Source organism: Streptomyces guryensis, from assembly GCF_021261325.1.
Taxonomy (GTDB): domain Bacteria; phylum Actinomycetota; class Actinomycetes; order Streptomycetales; family Streptomycetaceae; genus Streptomyces; species Streptomyces guryensis.
On sequence record NZ_JAJSBI010000019.1, the window covers coordinates 112,329 to 132,366 of the forward strand.

Here is a 20,038-nt window from a genome sequence, read left to right on the forward strand (position 1 = left end):
TCACCGTCGACGCCCCCGGAGCCCATCATGCCGGTCACTCACACCCTCGAGGCCGATGTCCTGCGCCGGCAGGACCCCGAGCTGGCCGAGATCCTGCTCGGTGAGCTCGACCGGCAGTCGACGACGCTGCAGCTCATCGCCGCCGAGAACTTCTCCTCGCCCGCGGTGCTGTCCGCGCTCGGCTCACCCCTGGCCAACAAGTACGCCGAGGGGTACCCGGGCGCCCGCCACCACGGCGGCTGCGAGATCGTCGACGTCGCCGAGCGCCTCGCGGTGGACCGTGCGAAGGCCCTGTTCGGCGCCGAGCACGCCAACGTGCAGTCCCACTCCGGGTCTTCGGCCGTCCTCGCCGCGTACGCGGCACTCCTGCGGCCCGGCGACACCGTCCTCGCCCTCGGCCTCCCGTACGGCGGCCACCTCACACACGGCTCGCCCGCGAACTTCTCCGGCCGCTGGTTCGACTTCGTCGGCTACGGCGTCGACGCCGAGACCGGGCTCATCGACTACGACCAGGTCCGCACCCTCGCCCGTACGCACCGCCCCAAGGCGATCGTGTGCGGCTCGATCGCCTATCCGAGGCACCTCGACTACGCCCTCTTCCGTGAGGTCGCCGACGAGGTCGGGGCGTATCTCATCGCCGACGCCGCCCATCCCATCGGGCTCGTCGCCGGGGGCGCGGCGCCCAGCCCGGTGCCGTACGCCGATGTGGTCTGCGCGACGACGCACAAGGTGCTGCGCGGGCCGCGCGGCGGGATGCTCCTGTGCGGCGCCGAGCTCGCCGAACGGGTCGACCGGGCCGTCTTCCCCTTCACCCAGGGCGGCGCGCAGATGCACACCATCGCCGCCAAGGCCGTCGCCTTCGGCGAGGCGGCAACACCGGCGTTCAGGTTGTACGCCCATCAGGTGGTCGCCAACGCCAGGACACTGGCGGCCCTGCTGGCCGCCGAGGGTCTGGTCGTCACCACCGGCGGCACCGACACCCATCTGATCACCGCCGACCCGGCGCCCCTCGGCGTCGACGGACGCACCGCGCGCGGCCGACTCGCCGCGGCCGGAATGGTGCTGGACTGCTGTGCTCTGCCACACGGGGACGCCCGTGGCCTGCGGCTCGGCACGGCGGCCGTGACCACACAGGGGATGGCAGAGGAGGAAATGGCCGGAATCGCCGCGCTGCTGGCGGACGTGCTGCGGGGCGGGACCGAGAGCCAGAAGGCGCGTGATCAGGTGCGCGAGCTCACCGGTAGATTTCAGCCGTACACCGGCTGAGCGGGGGTAGAAGCACCTGCGTACCACTGGGTGCAGCCTGCGTGCACAGGCACGCGTGCAACCATCGTCGCTACCCGGCAGTCCCCATTCATATGCGTGCGTCGCTAGGGTGTGGGGCTGAGATGGCCAGCGAGACCTGTGGGGAAGCCTGTGCGTGAATACCTGCTGACGCTCTGCATCACGGCCGCGGTGACGTATCTGCTGACAGGGCCGGTACGTAAGTTCGCGATCGTGGCCGGAGCCATGCCGGAGATCAGGGCCCGTGACGTGCACCGTGAGCCCACTCCGCGCCTCGGCGGGATCGCCATGTTCTTCGGCCTGTGCGCGGGCCTGCTGGTCGCGGACCATCTCACCAACCTCAACGGGGTCTTCGAGAAGTCCAACGAACCGCGGGCGCTGCTCTCCGGAGCGGCGCTCATCTGGCTCATCGGCGTCCTGGACGACAAGTTCGAGATCGACGCCCTGATCAAGCTCGGCGGCCAGATGATCGCCGCCGGCGTCATGGTCATGCAGGGTCTGACGATCCTGTGGCTGCCGATCCCGAGTGTCGGCACCGTCGCGCTGACCCAGTGGCAGGGCACCCTGCTGACGGTGGCGCTGGTCGTCATCACCATCAACGCGGTCAACTTCGTGGACGGCCTGGACGGCCTCGCCTCCGGCATGGTGTGCATCGCCGCCGCCGCGTTCTTCATGTACGCGTACCGCCTCTGGTACTCGTACGGCATCGAGGCCGCTGCCCCCGCGACGCTGTTCGCGGCCATCCTGATGGGCATGTGCCTGGGCTTCCTGCCGCACAACATGCACCCGGCGCGCATCTTCATGGGCGACTCGGGCTCGATGCTCATCGGGCTGGTGCTGGCCGCGGGCGCGATCTCCATCACGGGGCAGGTCGACCCGGACAGCCTGTTCGGCGGGTCCCAGCGTCAGGCAGTGCACCAGATGGTCCCGGTCTACATCCCGCTGCTGCTGCCGCTGACGATCATCGCGATCCCGGCGGCCGACCTGATCCTGGCCATCGTGCGCCGCACCTGGCGCGGCCAGTCGCCGTTCGCGGCCGACCGCGGGCACCTGCACCACCGGCTGCTGGAGATCGGGCACTCGCACAGCCGGGCGGTGCTGATCATGTACTTCTGGTCGGCGCTGATCGCCTTCGGCGCCCTGGCGTACTCGGTCAACTCGGCCTCCATGTGGATCGTGCTGGGCATCGTGATCCTCAGCGCCATCGGCCTGCTGCTCCTCCTGCTGCCGCGCTTCGCGCCCCGCGCCCCGCGCTGGGCCGAGCACTTCGTCCCGCCGCGCTACCGCCGCCGCCGGGCCGTCGCCGAATCCGCGTCGACCCCCGCGCACACGGCCGCAGTTGACGAGGAAGAGCGCGCACCTGTTGTGGCCGGTGTGGCGGGAGTCAACGGTGCGACCGCCCTCGGCGGCGCCCGTCCGCGCTTCCTGGACCGGCGGAAAGCCGGTACGTCGCGCTGACCTTGTGCTGACCTTGCGCTGACCTTGGCAAGGTAAGAATCTAACTAGAGCATTGCCAAGTCGTGGGGGAGCAAAGCACCCTATAGCAGGCAAACCGACCCAGTTTTTGCACAGACGCGCACGGTCACTCTCATGTGTGACGGCAAGCACACCTTCTTGGTAAAGACCGCATCAAATAGTTTGTGATAGCGTTCACTACCGGTTGAGTGAAGCGCTCGAAAGGCCTTGACGGAACGGTCCTTTGGCCCGAAGCGTCCACACCTTCTCGCGTTAACCTCTGCACTGCACCGGATCACCGATCAGTGACACCCGGTCACCACGTCTATATACGACCCCCACTTCCGTTGGAGCCGTCCGCATGCAGCCAAACGACGTCCGGATCCTGCGGGGTGCAGCGCTCATCGCCGCCCCCGTGGGAATCGTCGCCACCGTTGTCAGTGCGGTCGTCGCCGGTGAGAAGGGTCTGGTCGGCGGACTGGTGGCCCTCGCGGTGGTCGCCGGCTTCTTCGGACTCGGCTCCGCCGCACTGATGCGCCTCACGCAGGACAAGCCGCAGGTGGCGATGACCGCCGGACTGCTCGTCTACACCGTGCAGATGCTGCTCATCGGCCTCTTCGTCATCGCCTTCAGCGACACCACGTTGTTCAACGGCCGGGCCTTCGCTCTCAGCCTGCTGGCCACCGCCCTGGCATGGGTCGGTGGCCAGGTCAAGCAGAGCCTCACCAGTCGCATGCTCTACGTGGATCCCGTGCCGTCCGCGCCTGCCAAGGAGGCGGACCCGGTCAAGGCGGAGTCCCGTGATGCGGCGTAGGGGGCACGTAAAGGCGATACATGCCGATCTGCTATGGTCCGGAAGCGTTTCCGGTGGGGGTTCCTTCCGCTTCTCGGGCGGGACAGGACATCGCCTCCACGGCCGCTGGCGCACTCGGACCGATGGCTGTGTTCACAGCACGGAATCCGAGCGGCCGGGCCCTCGGCGGATGCGCCCCACGGACTGCGGCGGCACCGTCACACCACCACGTCCCCAGTGCCGATCAGCGGCCTCACCAGCCGCGCTGACACACAAGGTTGCCGTTACTTATGCGTCACGACGAAGGAGTCACGGGTGAGTGCCCACATGCTGCTCGCTGAAAGCGGCTGCCACATCAATGCCGACTGCGCCTTTCCCGCGCCGGGCCTCCACTCGTTCAACTTCCAGCCGATCTTCAGCGTCGGCGGCTTCGACTTCACGAAGCCGATGCTTCTGACGGTCATCTGCATGCTGGCCGTGATCGGCTTCTTCTTCGCGGCTTTCCGCAAGCCGAAGCTGGTGCCCGGGAAGATGCAGCTCGTCGGCGAGATCGGTTACAACTTCGTCGCGCGCAGCATCGCCCTGGAAGTGATCGGCAAGAAGGGCAGCAAGTACGTCCCCTTCCTCACGTCGATCTTCTTCTTCGTGTGGATCATGAACGTGATGTCCATCATCCCGCTGGCGCAGTTCCCGGCGACCTCGCGGTTCGCGTACCCGGTGGTCCTCGCCGCGCTGGTGTACATCACGTACATGTTCCTCACGTTCAAGACGCACGGGTTCAAGGGCGGCGTCAAGAACCTGGTCTGGCTGGACGGTCTGCCCAAGCCCCTCGTGCCGCTGATCGTCCTGCTGGAGTTCTTCTCGAACGTGATCCTGCGTCCGTTCACCCTCGCGGTGCGGCTGTGGGCCAACATGTTCGCCGGCCACATGCTGATCGTGATGTTCAGCGTGGCGTCCTGGTACCTGCTCACTCCGTCGATCATGTCGGCCGTCGCCGGTGGCTCGTTCCTGCTGGCGCTCGCCATGACCACCCTGGAGGTTCTGATCCAGTTCCTTCAGGCGTACATCTTCACGCTCCTCGCCTCGATCTACATCCAGGGAGCGCTCGAAGAGGGTCACTGACCCGCACTGCACCCCTCCCGCATCACCGCCGCTGGGAAGCCCTCCCAACGGACCGCATCGCACACATCACAAAAGGAAGACAGGGAAATGTCTGCCGAGCTCGTTAACCTTGCTGCCTCCACCGTCGCGGGTCGTATGGGCGCGATCGCCTACGGTCTTGCCGCCATTGGCCCCGGTGTCGGCATCGGTCTGGTCTTCGGTCACTCCATCGAGGCCATGGCCCGTCAGCCCGAGGCCATGCCGATCATCCGCACCAACATGTTCCTGGGCTTCGCCCTCTGTGAGGTGCTGGCGCTGCTCGGTCTGGTCGTTCCCTTCGTCTTCAGCAGCTGACGACCAGTAGCCACTCTCGACGAAAGGTTCAGACATGATGGCCTTCCTGGCTGAGGGGGGAGCGGAGAATCCGCTCATTCCCGCCACCCCGGAATTGATCGTCGGCCTGATCTGCTTCTTCATCGTCTTCGGCGTCCTCGGCAAGAAGCTCCTGCCCAACATCCAGAAGACCCTGGAAGAACGGCACGACGCGATCGAGGGCGGCCTGGAGCGTGCGGCCACGGCACAGGCCGAAGCGCAGCAGATCCTTGAGCAGTACCGGGCTCAGCTCGCCGAGGCCAGGCACGAGGCCGCACGCCTGCGCCAGGAGGCGACCGAGCAGGGCGCCACGATCATCCAGGAGATGAGGGCGGAAGGCCAGCGGCAGCGCGAGGAGATCATCGCCGCCGGTCACGCCCAGATCGAGGCGGACCGCAAGTCCGTGGTCGCCGCGCTCCGGCAGGACGTGGGCACGCTCGCCACCGACCTGGCCGGCAAGCTGGTCGGTGAGTCCCTCGAGGACCACGCCCGGCAGAGCCGTACCATCGACCGCTTCCTCGACGGGCTCGAGGAGAGCGCGGCGAAGGCCGAGGCCCGGCCATGAACGGAGCGAGCCGCGAAGCGCTCGCAGCCGCGCGAGACCGTCTAGAGGCCCTGACCGACTCATCGTCGGTCGACGCCGGGCAGCTCGCCGGGCAGCTGGCCGCCGTCACCGAGTTCCTCGACCGCGAGGTGGCCCTGCGTCGGGTCCTGACCGACCCGGTGCAGTCCGGTGAGGCCAGGGGCGAACTCGCGGGCCGGCTGCTGGCCGGACACGTCGACGGTCCGGCCGTCGACCTGGTCACCGGGATGGTCCGCTCGCGCTGGTCGCGTTCGCGTGACCTCGTCGACTCGGTGGAGGAGCTCGCTGCCACCGCCGACCTGACGGCGGCTCAGCAGGCGAACGTGCTCGACGACGTCGAGGACGAGTTGTTCCGGTTCGGCCGGATCGTCCAGTCCAACGCCGCACTGCGCGCCGCGCTGACCGACCGGGCGGCCTCGGCCGAGGCCAAGACCGAGCTGCTGCACAGCCTGCTCGGCGGCCGGGCCAACCCGGTCACGGAGCGGCTGGTCGTGCGCCTTGTTACTCGGCCGCGGGGACGTAGCCTGGAGGCAGGCCTCGAGGCACTGTCCCGACTCGCCGCGGCTCGCCGGGACAGGGCGGTCGCCGTCGTCACCTCGGCGGTGCCGCTCACGGACGGACAGAAGCAGCGTCTCGGTGCTGCCCTGGCGAAGCTGTACGGACGCCAGATGCATCTGAACCTGGACGTGGACCCCACGGTCCTCGGCGGGATCTCCGTACGGGTCGGCGAAGAGGTCATCGACGGCACGATCGCGGAGCGCCTCGCAGAGGCGTCACGGCGGTTGGCCGGCTGACGGCCGGTCGGCCACCAAGAAGAACAGCGGCCCGGTTGGGTCGTGCAGAAATTGCAGAAGATTGCTGGGGGCCCGCGGCACAGCCGCTGAGGGAAACAGCCCCAGACCCCCAAAGACTTCGGGCCCAACAAGGAGAGCAGGGAACCCAGATGGCGGAGCTCACGATCCGGCCGGAGGAGATCCGGGACGCGCTGGAGAACTTCGTCCAGTCGTACAAGCCGGACGCGGCCTCGCGCGAGGAGGTCGGTACGGTCACCCTTGCCGGCGACGGCATCGCGAAGGTCGAGGGCCTCCCCTCGGCCATGGCCAACGAACTGCTGAAGTTCGAGGACGGGACCCTCGGTCTCGCGCTGAACCTGGAAGAGCGCGAGATCGGTGCGGTCGTCCTCGGCGAGTTCAGCGGTGTCGAGGAGGGCCAGCCGGTGCAGCGCACGGGCGAGGTGCTCTCCGTGGCGGTGGGCGAGGGCTACCTCGGCCGCGTCGTCGACCCGCTCGGCAATCCGATCGACGGCCTCGGCGAGATCGAGACGTCCGGCCGCCGCGCCCTTGAACTGCAGGCCCCCACGGTCATGCAGCGCAAGTCGGTGCACGAGCCGATGGAGACCGGCTACAAGGCCGTCGACGCGATGACCCCGGTCGGCCGCGGTCAGCGTCAGCTGATCATCGGCGACCGCCAGACCGGCAAGACCGCCCTGGCCGTCGACACGATCATCAACCAGCGCGACAACTGGCGCACCGGCGACCCGGCGAAGCAGGTCCGCTGCATCTACGTCGCCATCGGTCAGAAGGGCTCCACGATCGCCTCCGTGCGTGGCTCCCTCGAAGAGGCCGGCGCGCTGGAGTACACGACCATCGTCGCCGCCCCGGCGTCGGACCCGGCCGGCTTCAAGTACCTTGCGCCGTACACCGGTTCGGCCATCGGCCAGCAGTGGATGTACGAGGGCAAGCACGTCCTCATCATCTTCGACGACCTCTCCAAGCAGGCCGACGCGTACCGCGCCGTGTCCCTGCTGCTGCGCCGTCCGCCGGGCCGCGAGGCCTACCCCGGCGACGTCTTCTACCTGCACTCCCGTCTGCTGGAGCGCTGCGCCAAGCTCTCCGACGACATGGGCGCCGGTTCGATGACGGGTCTGCCGATCGTCGAGACCAAGGCCAACGACGTCTCGGCGTTCATCCCGACCAACGTCATCTCCATCACCGACGGCCAGTGCTTCCTGGAGTCGGACCTGTTCAACGCCGGTCAGCGCCCCGCGCTGAACGTCGGTATCTCCGTCTCCCGAGTCGGTGGTTCCGCGCAGCACAAGGCGATGAAGCAGGTCTCGGGTCGTCTCCGCGTGGACCTCGCCCAGTTCCGTGAGCTGGAGGCGTTCGCCGCCTTCGGTTCCGACCTGGACGCCGCGTCGAAGGCCCAGCTGGAGCGTGGTCAGCGCATGGTCGAGCTGCTCAAGCAGCCGCAGTACCAGCCGATGGCCACCGAGGACCAGGTCGTCTCCGTCTGGGCCGGCACCACCGGCAAGATGGACGATGTCCCGGTGGGCGACATCCGCCGCTTCGAGAAGGAGCTCCTGGAGTACCTGCACCGCAAGGAGCAGGGCCTCATGACCTCCATCAAGGAGGGCGGCAAGATGTCCGACGACACGCTGACGGCCGTGGCCGACGCGATCACGGACTTCAAGAGGCAGTTCGAGACCTCCGACGGCAAGCTGCTCGGCGAGGACGCTCCGGCCGCTGCCGCCAAGTGACGTAAGGAAGGGACCTGACTCATGGGAGCCCAGCTCCGGGTCTACAAGCGTCGCATCCGATCCGTCACCGCGACCAAGAAGATCACCAAGGCGATGGAGATGATCGCCGCCTCGCGCGTCGTCAAGGCGCAGCGCAAGGTGGCGGCCTCCACCCCTTACGCGACCGAGCTCACCCGCGCGGTCACGGCCGTCGGTACCGGTTCGAACACCAAGCATCCGTTGACCACGGAGGCGGAGTCCGCGACCCGCGCCGCGGTGCTGCTCCTCACGAGCGACCGCGGCCTGGCCGGCGCCTTCAACTCGAACGCCATCAAGGCAGCGGAGCGGCTGACCGCGCGCCTGGAGGCCGAGGGCAAGGGCGTCGACACGTACATCGTCGGCCGCCGTGGCATCGCCCACTACAACTTCCGCGAGCGCACCATCTCGCACTCGTGGACGGGATTCACGGACGAGCCCTCGTACGCCGACGCGAAGCAGATCGCGGGGCCGCTCATCGAGGCCATAGAGATGGACACGGCGGAGGGCGGGGTGGACGAACTCCACATCGTCTACACCGAGTTCGTCTCGATGATGACGCAGACGGCGGTTGACGGCCGCCTGCTGCCGCTCAGCCTCGAGGACGTGGCCACCGAGTCGTCGGCGGCGGACACGCCGTCGAAGGGCGAGGTCCGTCCGCTCTACGAGTTCGAACCGTCGGCGGAGGACGTCCTCGACGCCCTGCTGCCGCGATACGTCGAGAGCCGTATCTACAACGCGCTGCTCCAGTCGGCTGCCTCCAAGCACGCCGCCACCCGCCGCGCGATGAAGTCGGCGACCGACAACGCGGGCGAGCTGATCAACACGCTCTCCCGCCTTGCCAACGCGGCCCGCCAGGCCGAAATCACCCAGGAAATCAGCGAGATCGTCGGTGGCGCCAGCGCCCTGGCCGACGCGACCGCGGGGAGTGACAAGTAATGACGACCACTGTTGAGACGGCCGTTGCCACGGGCCGCGTCGCCCGGGTCATCGGCCCGGTCGTCGACGTGGAGTTCCCCGTCGACGCGATGCCGGAGATCTACAACGCGCTGCACGTCGAGGTGGCCGACCCGGCCAACGCCGGCGAGAAGAAGATCCTGACCCTGGAGGTCGCCCAGCACCTGGGTGAGGGCCTGGTCCGGACGATCTCCATGCAGCCCACCGACGGTCTGGTACGCCAGGCCACGGTGACCAACACGGGCGCGGGCATCAGCGTCCCGGTCGGCGACTTCACCAAGGGCAAGGTGTTCAACACCCTCGGTGAGGTACTGAACACCGACGAGACCTACGACGGTGAGCGCTGGACGATCCACCGCAAGGCCCCGGCCTTCGACCAGCTCGAGTCCAAGACCGAGATGTTCGAGACCGGCCTGAAGGTCGTCGACCTGCTCACCCCGTACGTCAAGGGCGGCAAGATCGGCCTGTTCGGTGGTGCCGGCGTCGGCAAGACCGTGCTGATCCAGGAAATGATCATGCGTGTCGCCAACCTCCACGAGGGCGTCTCCGTCTTCGCGGGCGTCGGCGAGCGCACCCGTGAGGGCAACGACCTCATCGCGGAGATGGAAGAGTCCGGCGTTCTGGACAAGACCGCGCTGGTCTTCGGCCAGATGGACGAGCCCCCGGGCACCCGTCTGCGCGTCGCGCTGGCCGGTCTGACCATGGCCGAGTACTTCCGTGACGTCCAGAAGCAGGACGTGCTGTTCTTCATCGACAACATCTTCCGCTTCACGCAGGCCGGTTCCGAGGTCTCCACCCTGCTCGGCCGTATGCCGTCCGCGGTGGGTTACCAGCCGAACCTGGCCGACGAGATGGGTCAGCTGCAGGAGCGCATCACCTCGACGCGTGGTCACTCGATCACCTCGATGCAGGCGATCTACGTCCCCGCGGACGACCTGACCGACCCGGCCCCGGCCACCACCTTCGCCCACCTCGACGCGACGACGGTTCTGTCCCGTCCGATCTCCGAGAAGGGCATCTACCCGGCCGTGGACCCGCTGGACTCCACGTCCCGCATCCTGGACCCGCGGTACATCGCGCAGGACCACTACGACGCCGCCATGCGCGTCAAGACGATCCTGCAGAAGTACAAGGACCTCCAGGACATCATCGCGATCCTCGGTATCGACGAACTGGGCGAGGAGGACAAGCTCGTCGTCCACCGCGCCCGTCGTGTGGAGCGCTTCCTGTCCCAGAACACCCACGCCGCCAAGCAGTTCACCGGCGTCGACGGGTCGGACGTTCCGCTGGACGAGTCGATCGCCGCGTTCAACGCGATCTGCGACGGCGACTACGACCACTTCCCCGAGCAGGCGTTCTTCATGTGCGGTGGCCTGGAGGACCTCAAGGCCAACGCCAAGGAGCTGGGCGTCTCCTGAGCCCTCGGCTCGTGTGAGGGGGCGGGTGCGTCCCGCCCCCTCTGTCACGCCCACTAGACTTGTAACCAACACCCGGCACAACCGCCGGGTGGTGACCAGAGGAGCCACCCTTGGCTGCTGAGCTGCACGTCGAGCTGGTCGCTGCCGACCGCCAGGTCTGGTCCGGTGAGGCCCGTCTGGTCGTCGCTCGCACCGCGTCCGGCGATATCGGTGTCATGCCCGGCCACCAGCCGCTGCTCAGCGTGCTGGAGTCGGGCCCGGTGACCATCCGTACGAGTGATGGTGGAACGGTCGTCGCCGCGGTGCACGGCGGTTTCATCTCGTTCGCTGACAACAAGCTGTCCCTGCTGGCCGAGATCGCCGAACTCGCGGACGAGATCGATGTCCAGCGTGCGGAGCGGGCGTTCGAGCGCGCGAGGTCGGAGGCTGACGACTCCGCCGAGCGTCGCGCGGACGTACGACTGCGGGCGGCGACGGCGACCCGCTGAAGCCAGCGCACCATGTGAGACGTCACTCAGCCGCGGCCGGCACCGGAGCAATCCGGAGCCGACCGCGGCTGAGGCAGATATAAGGGTTTTTTCCGTTCCGTTACCTATTTTCGGTACCTAGGAGACGAGGAGGTCGGTGTCGATGGTCCTCGCTCTGACTGTGTGCGGAGTCGTGGTCGCCCTTGTGGTGCTGGGGCTGTTCGTCTTCGGCCTGCGTCGCAGACTGATCCAGCGCTCGGGCGGCACCTTCGACTGCAGCCTGCGCTGGGACGTCCCGGAGAAACCCGACACCAGCGGAAAAGGCTGGAGCTACGGCGTCGCCCGCTACAACGGCGACCGCATCGAGTGGTACCGCGTCTTCTCCTACGCCTACCGCCCGCGCCGCGTCCTGGAACGCGCCGCGATCGAGGTCGCCGGTCGCCGCCTCCCCGAGGGCGAGGAGGAGCTGGCGCTGCTCTCCGACGCGGTGATCCTCACCTGTCTGCACCGGGGCACGCGTCTCGAACTCGCGATGAGCGAGGACGCGCTGACCGGTTTCCTCGCGTGGCTGGAGGCAGCCCCGCCCGGGCAACGGGTGAATGTCGCCTAATTCCTTGCCCGTTGAATGGGGGTGCGGCCCCCGGACGAAGTCTGGCGGAGTGCCGACGTGGCCGGACACACCGGGTGTTGGGCGTCGGCCTGACCGACGACCACCGTGCGCGGCTCGGGGCTGAGCGAGACCGTGACGTTGATGGGCCAGGCGGCCAGGAGAGCCGCCGCCGTAGTTCCTGCGAACACCCCGCCGGCCGCCCACCTGGACCGGCGTGGCCGGTCCAGCGCCGTATGGGACCTGTTGAGCCTGTGCTGCAACGCTTCCCCCCGTGTCATCACGTTCCCCCCGAACGAGTCGTTCCGCTTGCCGCTGAGATTCCGATTGTCCCCGGTCAGCGGCTGTCTCCCACCGGCCGACCGGCCCGCCACGACGGGCCGAACGGCCCCCTGACGCGCACGCGGGGGGCGTGCGGGGCGCGCAGAAGCCCGCCGCGGACAGGCTCGTGGACCGTCCGCGGCGGGTGTGGGGGGCGAGGCGTGGACGATCAGCTCAGCCCGCTGTTGATGGCGCTCACCAGCTCGCCGTTGCTGGTGTCACCACTGAACTCCCAGAAGAACGCGCCGCCGAGACCCTGGGACTTGGCCCAGCTCATCTTCCCGGCGATGGTCGACGGGGTGTCGTACGACCACCAGTTGCTGCCGCAGTGCGCGTACGCCGTGCCGGCGACGGTTCCGGTGGTCGGGCAGGACGTCTTGAGCACCTTGTAGTCCTCGATGCCCTGTTCGTACGTTCCCGCGGCGGGGCCCGTCGCGGTGCCGCCGGGGGCGTCCTGTGTGACACCCGTCCAGCCGCGGCCGTAGAAGCCGATGCCGATCAGCAGCTTGCTCGCGGGGACGCCGGCCGCCTTGTACTTGGCCATGGCGTCGGCCGTGGTGAACCCGGCCTTCGGGATGCCGCTGTACGAGGTGAGCGGGGAGTGCGGGGCGGTCGGGCCCTGGGCGTCCCAGGCGCCGAAGAAGTCGTACGTCATCACGTTGTACCAGTTGACGTACTGCGCGGCGCCCGCGTAGTCGGCGGCCTCGATCTTGCCGCCGGACGAGCCGTCCGCGGTGACCGCGGCCGTGACCAGGGCGCCGGCGCCGAACTTCGCGCGCAGCGCCGACATCACGTTCTTGAAGGCCGCAGCTCCGCTGGTGTCGCATGACAGACCGCAGGCGTTCGGGTACTCCCAGTCGATGTCGATGCCGTCGAACACGTCGGCCCAGCGCGGGTCCTTGACCAGGTTGTAGCAGGAGTTCGCGAAGGCGGTCGGGTTGGCCGCCGCCTGTCCGAAGCCGCCGGACCAGGTCCAGCCGCCGAAGGACCACAGGATCTTGATGTTCGGGTACTTGGCCTTCAGCTCGCGCAGCTGGTTGAAGTTGCCGCGCAGCGGCTGGTCCCAGGTGTCGGCGACGCCGCTGACCGACTGGTCGGCGGTGAACGCCTTGTCGTAGTCGGCGTAGGAGTCGCCGATCGCGCACTGGCCGTTCGTCACGTTGCCGAAGGCGTAGTTGATGTGCGTGATCTTCGACGCGGAGCCCGACGTCACCAGATTCTTGACGTTGTAGTTGCGGCCGTAGATGCCCCACTCGGTGAAGTAGCCGAGCTTGACCGTGGAGCCGGAGGTCGGGGGAGTGGTCGTGCCGCCCGTGGTGTGCACGGCTGCCGAGCCGCTGGCCGGGCCGGTCTGGTCGGCGGTGTCACGGGCCTGGACGGTGTAGGAGTAGTCGCTGCCGGCGGTGAGGCCGGTGTCGGTGTACGAGGTGGTGGTGACCGTCGAGACGACCTTGCCGTCGCGCAGGACGTCGTAGTTCTTGATGCCCTTGTCGTCGGTGGCCGCCGACCAGGACAGCTTCACCGAGGTGTCGGTGACGGAGGAGGCGGTGGGGGTGCCCGGAGCGGAGGGGGCCGCGTCGCCGGGGACCGTGGTGCCGTCGCAACTGTCGCCGTTCAGCTTGCAGTTGGACGGGGAGCCGGAGCCCGCTCCGTTGAAGCCGAAGGAGACGGAGGCGCCGGGGGCTATGGAGCCGTTGTAGGACTTGTTCCTGGCGGTCCAGTGGGTGCCGGAGGACGTGACGTCTGCGTCCCAGGCGGAGGTGACGGACGTACCGGAGGGGAAGTCCCACTCGACCGTCCAGGAGCTGATGGCCGTGGTGCCGGTGTTCTTCACCGTCCACTTGCCCTCGAAGCCGGTGCCCCAGTCCTGGGTCTTGGCGTAGGTCGCCGTCTCGGTGGTCGCGGCCTGGGCGGGGCCTGCGAGGCCGACCAGACCGGCCAGCGGCAGCAACAGGGTCGCGAAGCCTGCCGCGGCTCTGTGTCCGAAGCGCATGGTGCGCCTCCTAGGGGAGTTGGGGGGCATGACTGAGCCTTCACGCCCACAGTGCCGCGAGAATAGAAAGGTCTGGACCATCGGTCAATAGGTCTGGACCACTCTGGGGCGGGCCGCGCTAGATCCCCAACTCCTGCGCCAGTACGGCCGCTTGGACCCTGCTGCGCAGCTCCAGCTTCCCGAGGAGGCGGCTGACGTGCGTCTTCGCCGTCGCCTCCGCCATGTCGAGACGGGTCGCGAGGGCGGCGTTCGACAGGCCCTCGCCGAGACAGGACAGCACCTCGCGTTCACGGCGGGTGAGGCTGTCGAGGACGGTGGGATCGGCCGTGGGTTCGCGTACGGACGTGGTGGCGAACTCGGCGATCAGACGACGGGTGACGGCCGGGGCGATCAGGCCCTCCCCGCGCGCCACGGTCCGTACCGCCTCCAGGAGATCCTTCGCCTCGGTGTTCTTGAGCAGAAAGCCCGCCGCGCCCGCCCGCAACGCCCCGAAGACGTACTCGTCGAGGTCGAAGGTGGTGAGGACGAGGACGTCGGCCAGGCCCTCCGCGACGACCTGCCGGGTCGCCGACACCCCGTCCAGGCGCGGCATCTGGACGTCCATCAGCACGAGATCCGGCCTCAACTCCCGTGCCAGTGTCACCGCCTGCTCGCCGTCCGCCGCCTCGCCGGCCACCTCGATGTCGGGTGCGCTGCCCAGAATGAGGACCAGCCCGGCCCGGACGGCGGACTGGTCCTCGGCGACGAGGACCCTGATGGACCGGCTCATGCGGAATCTCCTTCGGTCAGGGGGAGCGTGGCGTGTACGGTCCACAGCGCGCCCTCGGCACCGGCGTCGAACGTGCCGCCGAGCAGCGCCGCCCGCTCCCGCATGCCGACCAGGCCGGCGCCGGAGCCAGGGGCGCGCGGGCCTGGTCGGTGGCCGTACGGGCTGGCCACCCGCACGCGCAGGACGCCGTCCCGCTGGGCGAGGGCAACGGTGACCTTGCCCGGGCAGGCGTGCTTGAGGGCGTTGGTCAGGGACTCCTGGACGATGCGGTAGGCGGCGAGTTCGACCGGCGCGGGGACCGGGCCGTGGTCGGTGTCGAGGTGGACGTCGAGGCCGTTGGCGCGGGCGCCGTCGACGAGGGTGGTGAGACCGCCCAGGGTGGGGGCGGCGGCGGGCTCGGTTCCGGCGCCCGCGTCCCGCAGGATGCCGATGAGCCGGCGCATCTCGGCGAGACCGGCCACGCTGTTCTCCCGGATGACGGTCAGGGCCTCCTTCGAGGTGCCCGGATCGTCGATCGACAGCGCGGCCGTGGAGTGGATGGCGATCGCCGACAGGTGGTTGGCGACCATGTCGTGCAGTTCCCGCGCCATCCGGGCGCGTTCGGCGGAGACCGCCTGGGTGCGGTCCATCTCGGCCAGCAGAGCGGTCTGTTCGGCGCGCAGTAGGGCGGATTCGGCGGCGTCGCGGTGGTCGCGGACGATCCAGCCGGTGGCCGCGGGGCCGAACGCCACGATGCCGGTGACCACACCGATCAGCAGGGCCTCGGGCACCCGCCACACCGCGAACGGTACAAGCGTCCCGGCCACGCTGAGCAGCCCCGTGATCCACAGGATGCGGCGGGCCGAGGCGGTGGCGCCGTAGAGGACGGCCGCGTAGACGAGGTCGGTGAACATCAGGATCGTGGCCAGGTTGCCCTGGGTCACGAGGTCCGCGCAGATCGCCGCCGTGCCGACCAGCAGAGCCGTGCGCGGGGCGGTGCGGCGCAGCAACTCGCAGCAGGCCGTCACGACCAGCGGCGGCAGCACCGGCCAGGGGCCGTCGAAGAGCGTGATCGGGTCGGCGGACTTCCGGGTGCCCAGACCGATGCCCACCAGCAGCAGGCCGCCGAGCAGCCCGCCGGCCGCGACGTACACGTCGAAGCGGTGGGGGCGGGGGAGCCGTACGGGCATGAGTCCATCCAACACGGCCCGCGTGCCGCCCGCCTGATTCCCGAGGAGGGTCCGGAACTGCATCCTTCGATGTACTGCGACCTCGTCACCGCCGACGACGAAAGCGCCAGGACCCACCGGAAGTCTGGAAGCACGAGGGAAGGGGCGGGTCGTGGTCGTCGGGTTGATCATCGCGTGCGAGGTCGGATTCTGGGTGCTGCTGGCCGCCGGGCTGGTCGTCCGCCACCTGCTGAAACGGCGTCGCACCAGCGTGGCGCTGCTGCTGTGCGAGCCGCTGCTGGAGCTGGTCCTGTTCGTGGTGACGGCGGTGGACCTGAAGAACGGTGCCGAGCCGAGCTGGGAACACGGTCTCGCCGCCCTGTACATCGGCTACACCGTCGCCTACGGCCACTACACGATCACCTGGCTCGACGGCCACGCCGCCCACCGCCTGGCCGGCGGCCCCCGCCCGCCGAGGCCGCCCCGTTCCGGGCCGGCCCGGGCCCGCCACGAGGGCCGGCTCTGGCTGCGCACGGTCCTGGCGGCCGCGGTCGCCTGCGCGCTGCTGCAGGCCGCGATCTGGTACGTGGGCCACGGTGACACGTCTTCGCTGAGGACCTTCCAGTGGACGGCTCTGCGGGTCCTGGTCATCCACGGGCTGATCGCGCTGACGTATCTGATCTGGCCCAGGAAGGCCCGGGCAGACGCTGCCACCGCCTCGGAGGAGAGCCGTACCCTGACCGGACGGTGAGAGGAGGGGCGCGATGAGCGAGACGGGCAGCCCCGGCGCGGTGCTGGTCGTGGACGACGACCCGGCCATCCGGCGGTCGCTGGAGCGCGGGCTGCGGCTGAGCGGCTTCCGGGTGCGGACGGCGGACGGTGGTCGTGAGGCGCTCGCGGTGATCGAGGAGACGCCGCCGGACGTTCTCGTCCTCGACGTGTCGATGCCCGGCATGAGCGGCATCGAGGTCTGCGAACGGCTCCGCGCCGACGGCCAGGACCTCCCCGTCCTCATGCTCTCGGCGCTCGACGAGACCGCCGACCGTATCGCCGGGCTCCAGGCGGGCGGCGACGACTACCTGGTCAAGCCGTTCGCCTTGCAGGAACTCGTGCTGCGGCTGCGCGCGCTGCTGCGCCGCCGGCCGCCCGCGGGGGAGGTGCTGCGGGTCGCGGGCCTGGTCATCGACCCGGCGGCCCGCACCGCGGAGCGGGACGGCAGGCCGCTGGAGCTGACCCGGCGCGAGTTCGAACTCCTTGAGGTGCTCGCGCGCAACGCGGGGCTCGTCCTCACCCGCGACCAGCTGCTGGAGCGGGTCTGGGGCTACGACTTCGACGTGCGGACCGACGCCGTCGACACATTCGTCAGCTATCTGCGGCGCAAGCTGGAGGCGGACGGCCGGCCCAGGCTCGTCCACACCGTGCGCGGGGTGGGATTCGTGCTGCGGGACGAGTCGTCACTTCGGGACGGGCAGCCATGAGGCTCTCCACCCGCATCGGGCTCGCCGTCGGGGTCACCGTGCCGCTCCTCGTGCTCGCCTCGGGCTGGCTGCTGCTCCAGTTGGTCAACCACGATCTGCACAGCGCCGAGGACGGTCATCTGCGGGCGCGTGCCACCGCCGTGGCGCCGGACGCCCGCGCGCTGCTGCGGGCCAGTGCCAACGGCCGGCCCAAGGCGGCCGACAACAAGGAACGGCTCCTCTACAGCGCCGCCCTCGACGTCGGCGTACGCGTCATCGGACCGGACGCCACCTTCAGCGCCGGGCCGCAGCCGGACGCCTCGGTGCCGCTGCCGGGGCGTGCGCGGGCGCGGGCGGGCGCACCGGTCACGGTCCGGGACGGCGGCAGCAGCTGGCGCGCGCTGTCCGTGCCGATCACCACGGCCCGCGGCGCCGGCACCCTGTGGGTGTTCTCGCCCAACGCCGCGGACCAGGCCCAACTCCGGCTCGTACGGCGCCGGGTGGCGGTCACGACGCTGCTCGCCGCGCCCCTGTCCGGCCTGCTGGCCTGGGGCATCGCCACCGGCGCGACCGGCCCGCTGCGGCGCCTGGGCCGCCGTACCGCCGGACTCGACCCGCGCACCAGCGCCGCCCGGCCGCCCGACGAGCCCACCGGAGTGACCGAGGTCGACGAACTGGCGGCCACCCTGCGCACGGTCCTCGCCCGCTACGACGAACAGGCCGCCCGCACCGCGGAGGCACTGGACACGGCCCGCTCCTTCTCCGCGGCGGCCTCGCACGAGCTGCGCACCCCGCTGATGAGCATGGGCACCAACCTCGACATCCTCGCCGACCATCCGGACCTTCCCGAGCCGGACCGGACGGAGGTGCTGGCCGATCTGCGCGGCGAACACGCCCGTCTGCTGAACCTGCTGGTGATGCTGCGCGAACTGGGCCGCGGCGACCTCGTCGAGGCGGAGGCCTTCCGGACCGTGGACGTGACGGAGACGGCGGACGCGGCGGTGGCAGAGGCCCGGCGCCGCGCCCCCGACGCCCGTATCACTCTGGAGGCGGCACCGGGACCGACGGTCCACGGCTGGGAACCCGGCCTCCGCCTGCTCCTCGACAACCTGCTCGCCAACGCGCTCGCCCACGGGCGGGACGCGGCCGGGCAGGCGACCGTGACGGTCGGAGTACGGCAGACGGGCGAGCAGATCGCGATCACTGTCGACGACCTGGGCCCGGGCGTGCCCGAGTCGGCCCGTGCCCGGATCTTCGAGCGCTTCGCCCGCGGATCCGGCAGCTCGGGCTCCGGACTCGGCCTGACGCTGGTGGCCCAGCAGACGGCCCTGCACCGGGGGAGCGTCACGGTGACGGACGGGCCGCAGGGCGTCGGTGCCCGTTTCGAGGTACGGCTGCCGTCCACGGGCGCGGCCCCGCCCGCCCGCCGGGACTGGCTGATCGGCACAGCCGGGGCAAACCGGTCACAGAGTTTCCCCAAAGAGCCTTCCTAGCCTCCACGGCATGGCGGACGGACGAAGGGCCGTCCGCGGAACGGAGGCTGAGATGTACGTACGACGACCACGGCGCACCCTGCTCGTGGGGCTCGCCACGGCGGCACTCGTGGCGACCGGCACCGGTATGGCGGCGGCCGAGAGCACACCCGCGCCGGCCGCGAAGCCTACCGGCGACGGGGCGAAGGCCCTGTGCAAACGGGCGCCGAAGATCGACCACCGCATCGACCGTGCGCTGAAGCGGCTGAACGCCGGGGCCGACAAGCGCGGTTCCATCGCCCGGCTGCAGCAGCGGGTGGACAACGCGAAGGCGGCGGGTCACAGCGAGATCGCCACATATCTCCAGGACCGGCTGACCTTCCGCAAGTCCCTGGTGACCACGCTCCAGCAGCGGCAGAAGGACCTGAACGACGTCCGGACCTGGTGCGGGAACAACAACGAGGGCGCGAGCTGATGCGCCTGAAGGTCGCGGCCGTCGCGGTGGCCCTCCTCGCAGGGCTCACCGCGGGCTGCGCACCGGACGGCGGTACGGCGGACAAGGCGCCCGCCACGCCCGCCACCCCCTCCGGCTACCCGGAGATGCAGAAGAAGGTGGCCGCCGCCGAGTCCGCCGTCGCCCGGGCGGACCAGGACGCGACCCAGGACGACACGGACCACTGAGAAGAGGGGGGACGGCGGGGAGCGCGGTGGCTCAGCGCTCCCCGCCCGGCACCCACAGCACGTCCCCGACGTCCTTGTTGGCCGTACGGGCGAGAATGAACAGCAGGTCCGACAGGCGGTTCAGATAGGTCGCGGTGAGGGGGTTCATCACCTCCGCGTGCACCTCCAGCGCCGCCCACGTCGAGCGCTCCGCCCGCCGTACGACGGTGCAGGCCTGGTGCAGCAGGGCCGCGCCCGGTGTACCGCCCGGCAGGATGAAGGACCGCAGCTTCTCCAGCCGCTCGTTGAAGCGGTCGCAGTCGGCTTCCAGCTTGTCGACGTAGAACTGCTCGACACGGAGAGGCGGGAATTCCGGGTTCTCCACCACCGGCGTGGACAGGTCCGCCCCCACGTCGAACAGGTCGTTCTGGACACGGGTGAGGACCTTGACGATCTCCTCCTCCAGCCCGCCCAGCGCGACCGCCGTGCCGATCACCGCGTTCGCCTCGTTGGCGTCGGCGTACGCGGAGATCCGCAGATCGGTCTTGGCGACCCGGCTCATGTCGCCGAGGGCGGTCGTGCCCTGGTCGCCGGTCCTGGTGTAGATGCGCGTCAGATTGACCATGTGAC

Annotated in this window: 21 protein-coding genes; 17 read left to right on the forward strand and 4 right to left on the reverse strand. The window is 69.5% G+C overall.

All coding sequences use genetic code 11. The features are described 5' to 3' along the window. Nucleotides 1-27: 27 nt before the first annotated feature. The 12 genes from glyA to LJ657_RS31680 all read left to right on the forward strand — a co-directional run bounded on the left by glyA (nucleotide 28) and on the right by LJ657_RS31680 (nucleotide 11,591). Nucleotides 28-1,266 carry a serine hydroxymethyltransferase gene (glyA, locus tag LJ657_RS31625; RefSeq protein ID WP_232652281.1) on the forward strand — a complete coding sequence of 413 codons (1,239 nt, stop codon included), beginning with the start codon at nucleotides 28-30 and terminating at the stop codon, nucleotides 1,264-1,266. A 150-nt stretch (nucleotides 1,267-1,416) separates the two neighbouring features. Then, nucleotides 1,417-2,742 (forward strand): MraY family glycosyltransferase, encoded by a 1,326-nt coding sequence (locus LJ657_RS31630; protein WP_232652282.1) that lies wholly within the window; start codon nucleotides 1,417-1,419, stop codon nucleotides 2,740-2,742. Between the two features lie 358 nt (nucleotides 2,743-3,100). Beyond that, entirely contained in the window at nucleotides 3,101-3,553 is a 453-nt protein-coding gene (locus tag LJ657_RS31635; RefSeq protein ID WP_232652283.1) for a hypothetical protein, read from the forward strand. 294 nt (nucleotides 3,554-3,847) lie between these two features. Further along, a complete protein-coding gene (gene atpB / locus LJ657_RS31640) occupies nucleotides 3,848-4,654 on the forward strand; it encodes a F0F1 ATP synthase subunit A (protein WP_232652284.1) in 807 nt (268 codons plus the stop codon). A gap of 87 nt (nucleotides 4,655-4,741) precedes the next feature. After that, nucleotides 4,742-4,987 carry an ATP synthase F0 subunit C gene (atpE, locus tag LJ657_RS31645; RefSeq protein WP_232652291.1) on the forward strand — a complete coding sequence of 82 codons (246 nt, stop codon included), beginning with the start codon at nucleotides 4,742-4,744 and terminating at the stop codon, nucleotides 4,985-4,987. Nucleotides 4,988-5,021: 34 nt separating this feature from the next. Next, the gene (locus tag LJ657_RS31650; RefSeq protein ID WP_232652293.1) at nucleotides 5,022-5,570 is read left to right on the forward strand and encodes a F0F1 ATP synthase subunit B; all 549 of its coding nucleotides are present in this window, start codon (nucleotides 5,022-5,024) and stop codon (nucleotides 5,568-5,570) included. Beyond that, a complete protein-coding gene (locus tag LJ657_RS31655) occupies nucleotides 5,567-6,382 on the forward strand; it encodes a F0F1 ATP synthase subunit delta (protein WP_232652297.1) in 816 nt (271 codons plus the stop codon). Before LJ657_RS31650 ends, LJ657_RS31655 begins: the two co-directional genes overlap by 4 nt. Before the next feature lie 149 nt (nucleotides 6,383-6,531). Further along, the gene (gene atpA / locus LJ657_RS31660; protein ID WP_232652298.1) at nucleotides 6,532-8,124 is read left to right on the forward strand and encodes a F0F1 ATP synthase subunit alpha; all 1,593 of its coding nucleotides are present in this window, start codon (nucleotides 6,532-6,534) and stop codon (nucleotides 8,122-8,124) included. A gap of 21 nt (nucleotides 8,125-8,145) precedes the next feature. Then, entirely contained in the window at nucleotides 8,146-9,078 is a 933-nt protein-coding gene (locus LJ657_RS31665) for a F0F1 ATP synthase subunit gamma (RefSeq protein WP_232652300.1), read from the forward strand. Next, nucleotides 9,078-10,514, forward strand: coding sequence for a F0F1 ATP synthase subunit beta (atpD, locus tag LJ657_RS31670; protein ID WP_232652301.1), 1,437 nt, complete (start codon nucleotides 9,078-9,080; stop codon nucleotides 10,512-10,514). The genes LJ657_RS31665 and atpD overlap by 1 nt, the downstream gene beginning before the upstream one ends. A gap of 110 nt (nucleotides 10,515-10,624) precedes the next feature. Further along, entirely contained in the window at nucleotides 10,625-11,002 is a 378-nt protein-coding gene (locus LJ657_RS31675; RefSeq protein WP_232652302.1) for a F0F1 ATP synthase subunit epsilon, read from the forward strand. A 142-nt stretch (nucleotides 11,003-11,144) separates the two neighbouring features. Further along, nucleotides 11,145-11,591: a DUF2550 domain-containing protein gene (locus LJ657_RS31680; protein ID WP_232652304.1), complete on the forward strand. Its 447-nt coding sequence runs from the start codon at nucleotides 11,145-11,147 to the stop codon at nucleotides 11,589-11,591. A 487-nt stretch (nucleotides 11,592-12,078) separates the two neighbouring features. Here the strand turns inward: LJ657_RS31680 and LJ657_RS31685 are convergent, their stop codons facing one another. From LJ657_RS31685 to LJ657_RS31695, 3 genes are all read right to left on the reverse strand, one after another. Next, nucleotides 12,079-13,902, reverse strand: coding sequence for a glycoside hydrolase family 18 chitinase (locus LJ657_RS31685; RefSeq protein ID WP_232652306.1), 1,824 nt, complete (start codon nucleotides 13,900-13,902; stop codon nucleotides 12,079-12,081). A gap of 118 nt (nucleotides 13,903-14,020) precedes the next feature. After that, a complete protein-coding gene (locus LJ657_RS31690) occupies nucleotides 14,021-14,671 on the reverse strand; it encodes a response regulator (protein ID WP_232652308.1) in 651 nt (216 codons plus the stop codon). Then, entirely contained in the window at nucleotides 14,668-15,840 is a 1,173-nt protein-coding gene (locus LJ657_RS31695; RefSeq protein ID WP_232652310.1) for a sensor histidine kinase, read from the reverse strand. The genes LJ657_RS31690 and LJ657_RS31695 overlap by 4 nt, the downstream gene beginning before the upstream one ends. A 151-nt stretch (nucleotides 15,841-15,991) precedes the next feature. Here LJ657_RS31695 and LJ657_RS31700 point away from each other — a divergent pair, with 151 nt between their 5' ends. From LJ657_RS31700 to LJ657_RS31720, 5 genes are read left to right on the forward strand one after another with little or no spacing between them, the layout of a single operon-like run. After that, nucleotides 15,992-16,570 carry a hypothetical protein gene (locus tag LJ657_RS31700; protein ID WP_232652312.1) on the forward strand — a complete coding sequence of 193 codons (579 nt, stop codon included), beginning with the start codon at nucleotides 15,992-15,994 and terminating at the stop codon, nucleotides 16,568-16,570. A 13-nt stretch (nucleotides 16,571-16,583) separates the two neighbouring features. Next, nucleotides 16,584-17,297: a response regulator transcription factor gene (locus LJ657_RS31705; RefSeq protein WP_232652314.1), complete on the forward strand. Its 714-nt coding sequence runs from the start codon at nucleotides 16,584-16,586 to the stop codon at nucleotides 17,295-17,297. Then, the gene (locus LJ657_RS31710) at nucleotides 17,294-18,769 is read left to right on the forward strand and encodes a sensor histidine kinase (RefSeq protein WP_232652316.1); all 1,476 of its coding nucleotides are present in this window, start codon (nucleotides 17,294-17,296) and stop codon (nucleotides 18,767-18,769) included. The genes LJ657_RS31705 and LJ657_RS31710 overlap by 4 nt, the downstream gene beginning before the upstream one ends. Before the next feature lie 10 nt (nucleotides 18,770-18,779). Continuing rightward, nucleotides 18,780-19,223: a hypothetical protein gene (locus LJ657_RS31715; RefSeq protein ID WP_372487994.1), complete on the forward strand. Its 444-nt coding sequence runs from the start codon at nucleotides 18,780-18,782 to the stop codon at nucleotides 19,221-19,223. Beyond that, nucleotides 19,223-19,429, forward strand: a complete 207-nt coding sequence (locus tag LJ657_RS31720) for a hypothetical protein (RefSeq protein ID WP_232652318.1) — start codon at nucleotides 19,223-19,225, stop codon at nucleotides 19,427-19,429. The genes LJ657_RS31715 and LJ657_RS31720 overlap by 1 nt, the downstream gene beginning before the upstream one ends. Before the next feature lie 31 nt (nucleotides 19,430-19,460). On the opposite strand, the gene LJ657_RS31725 is transcribed toward LJ657_RS31720, so the two are convergent. Further along, nucleotides 19,461-20,033, reverse strand: a complete 573-nt coding sequence (locus LJ657_RS31725) for a cob(I)yrinic acid a,c-diamide adenosyltransferase (RefSeq protein ID WP_232652319.1) — start codon at nucleotides 20,031-20,033, stop codon at nucleotides 19,461-19,463. Nucleotides 20,034-20,038 lie beyond the last annotated feature (5 nt).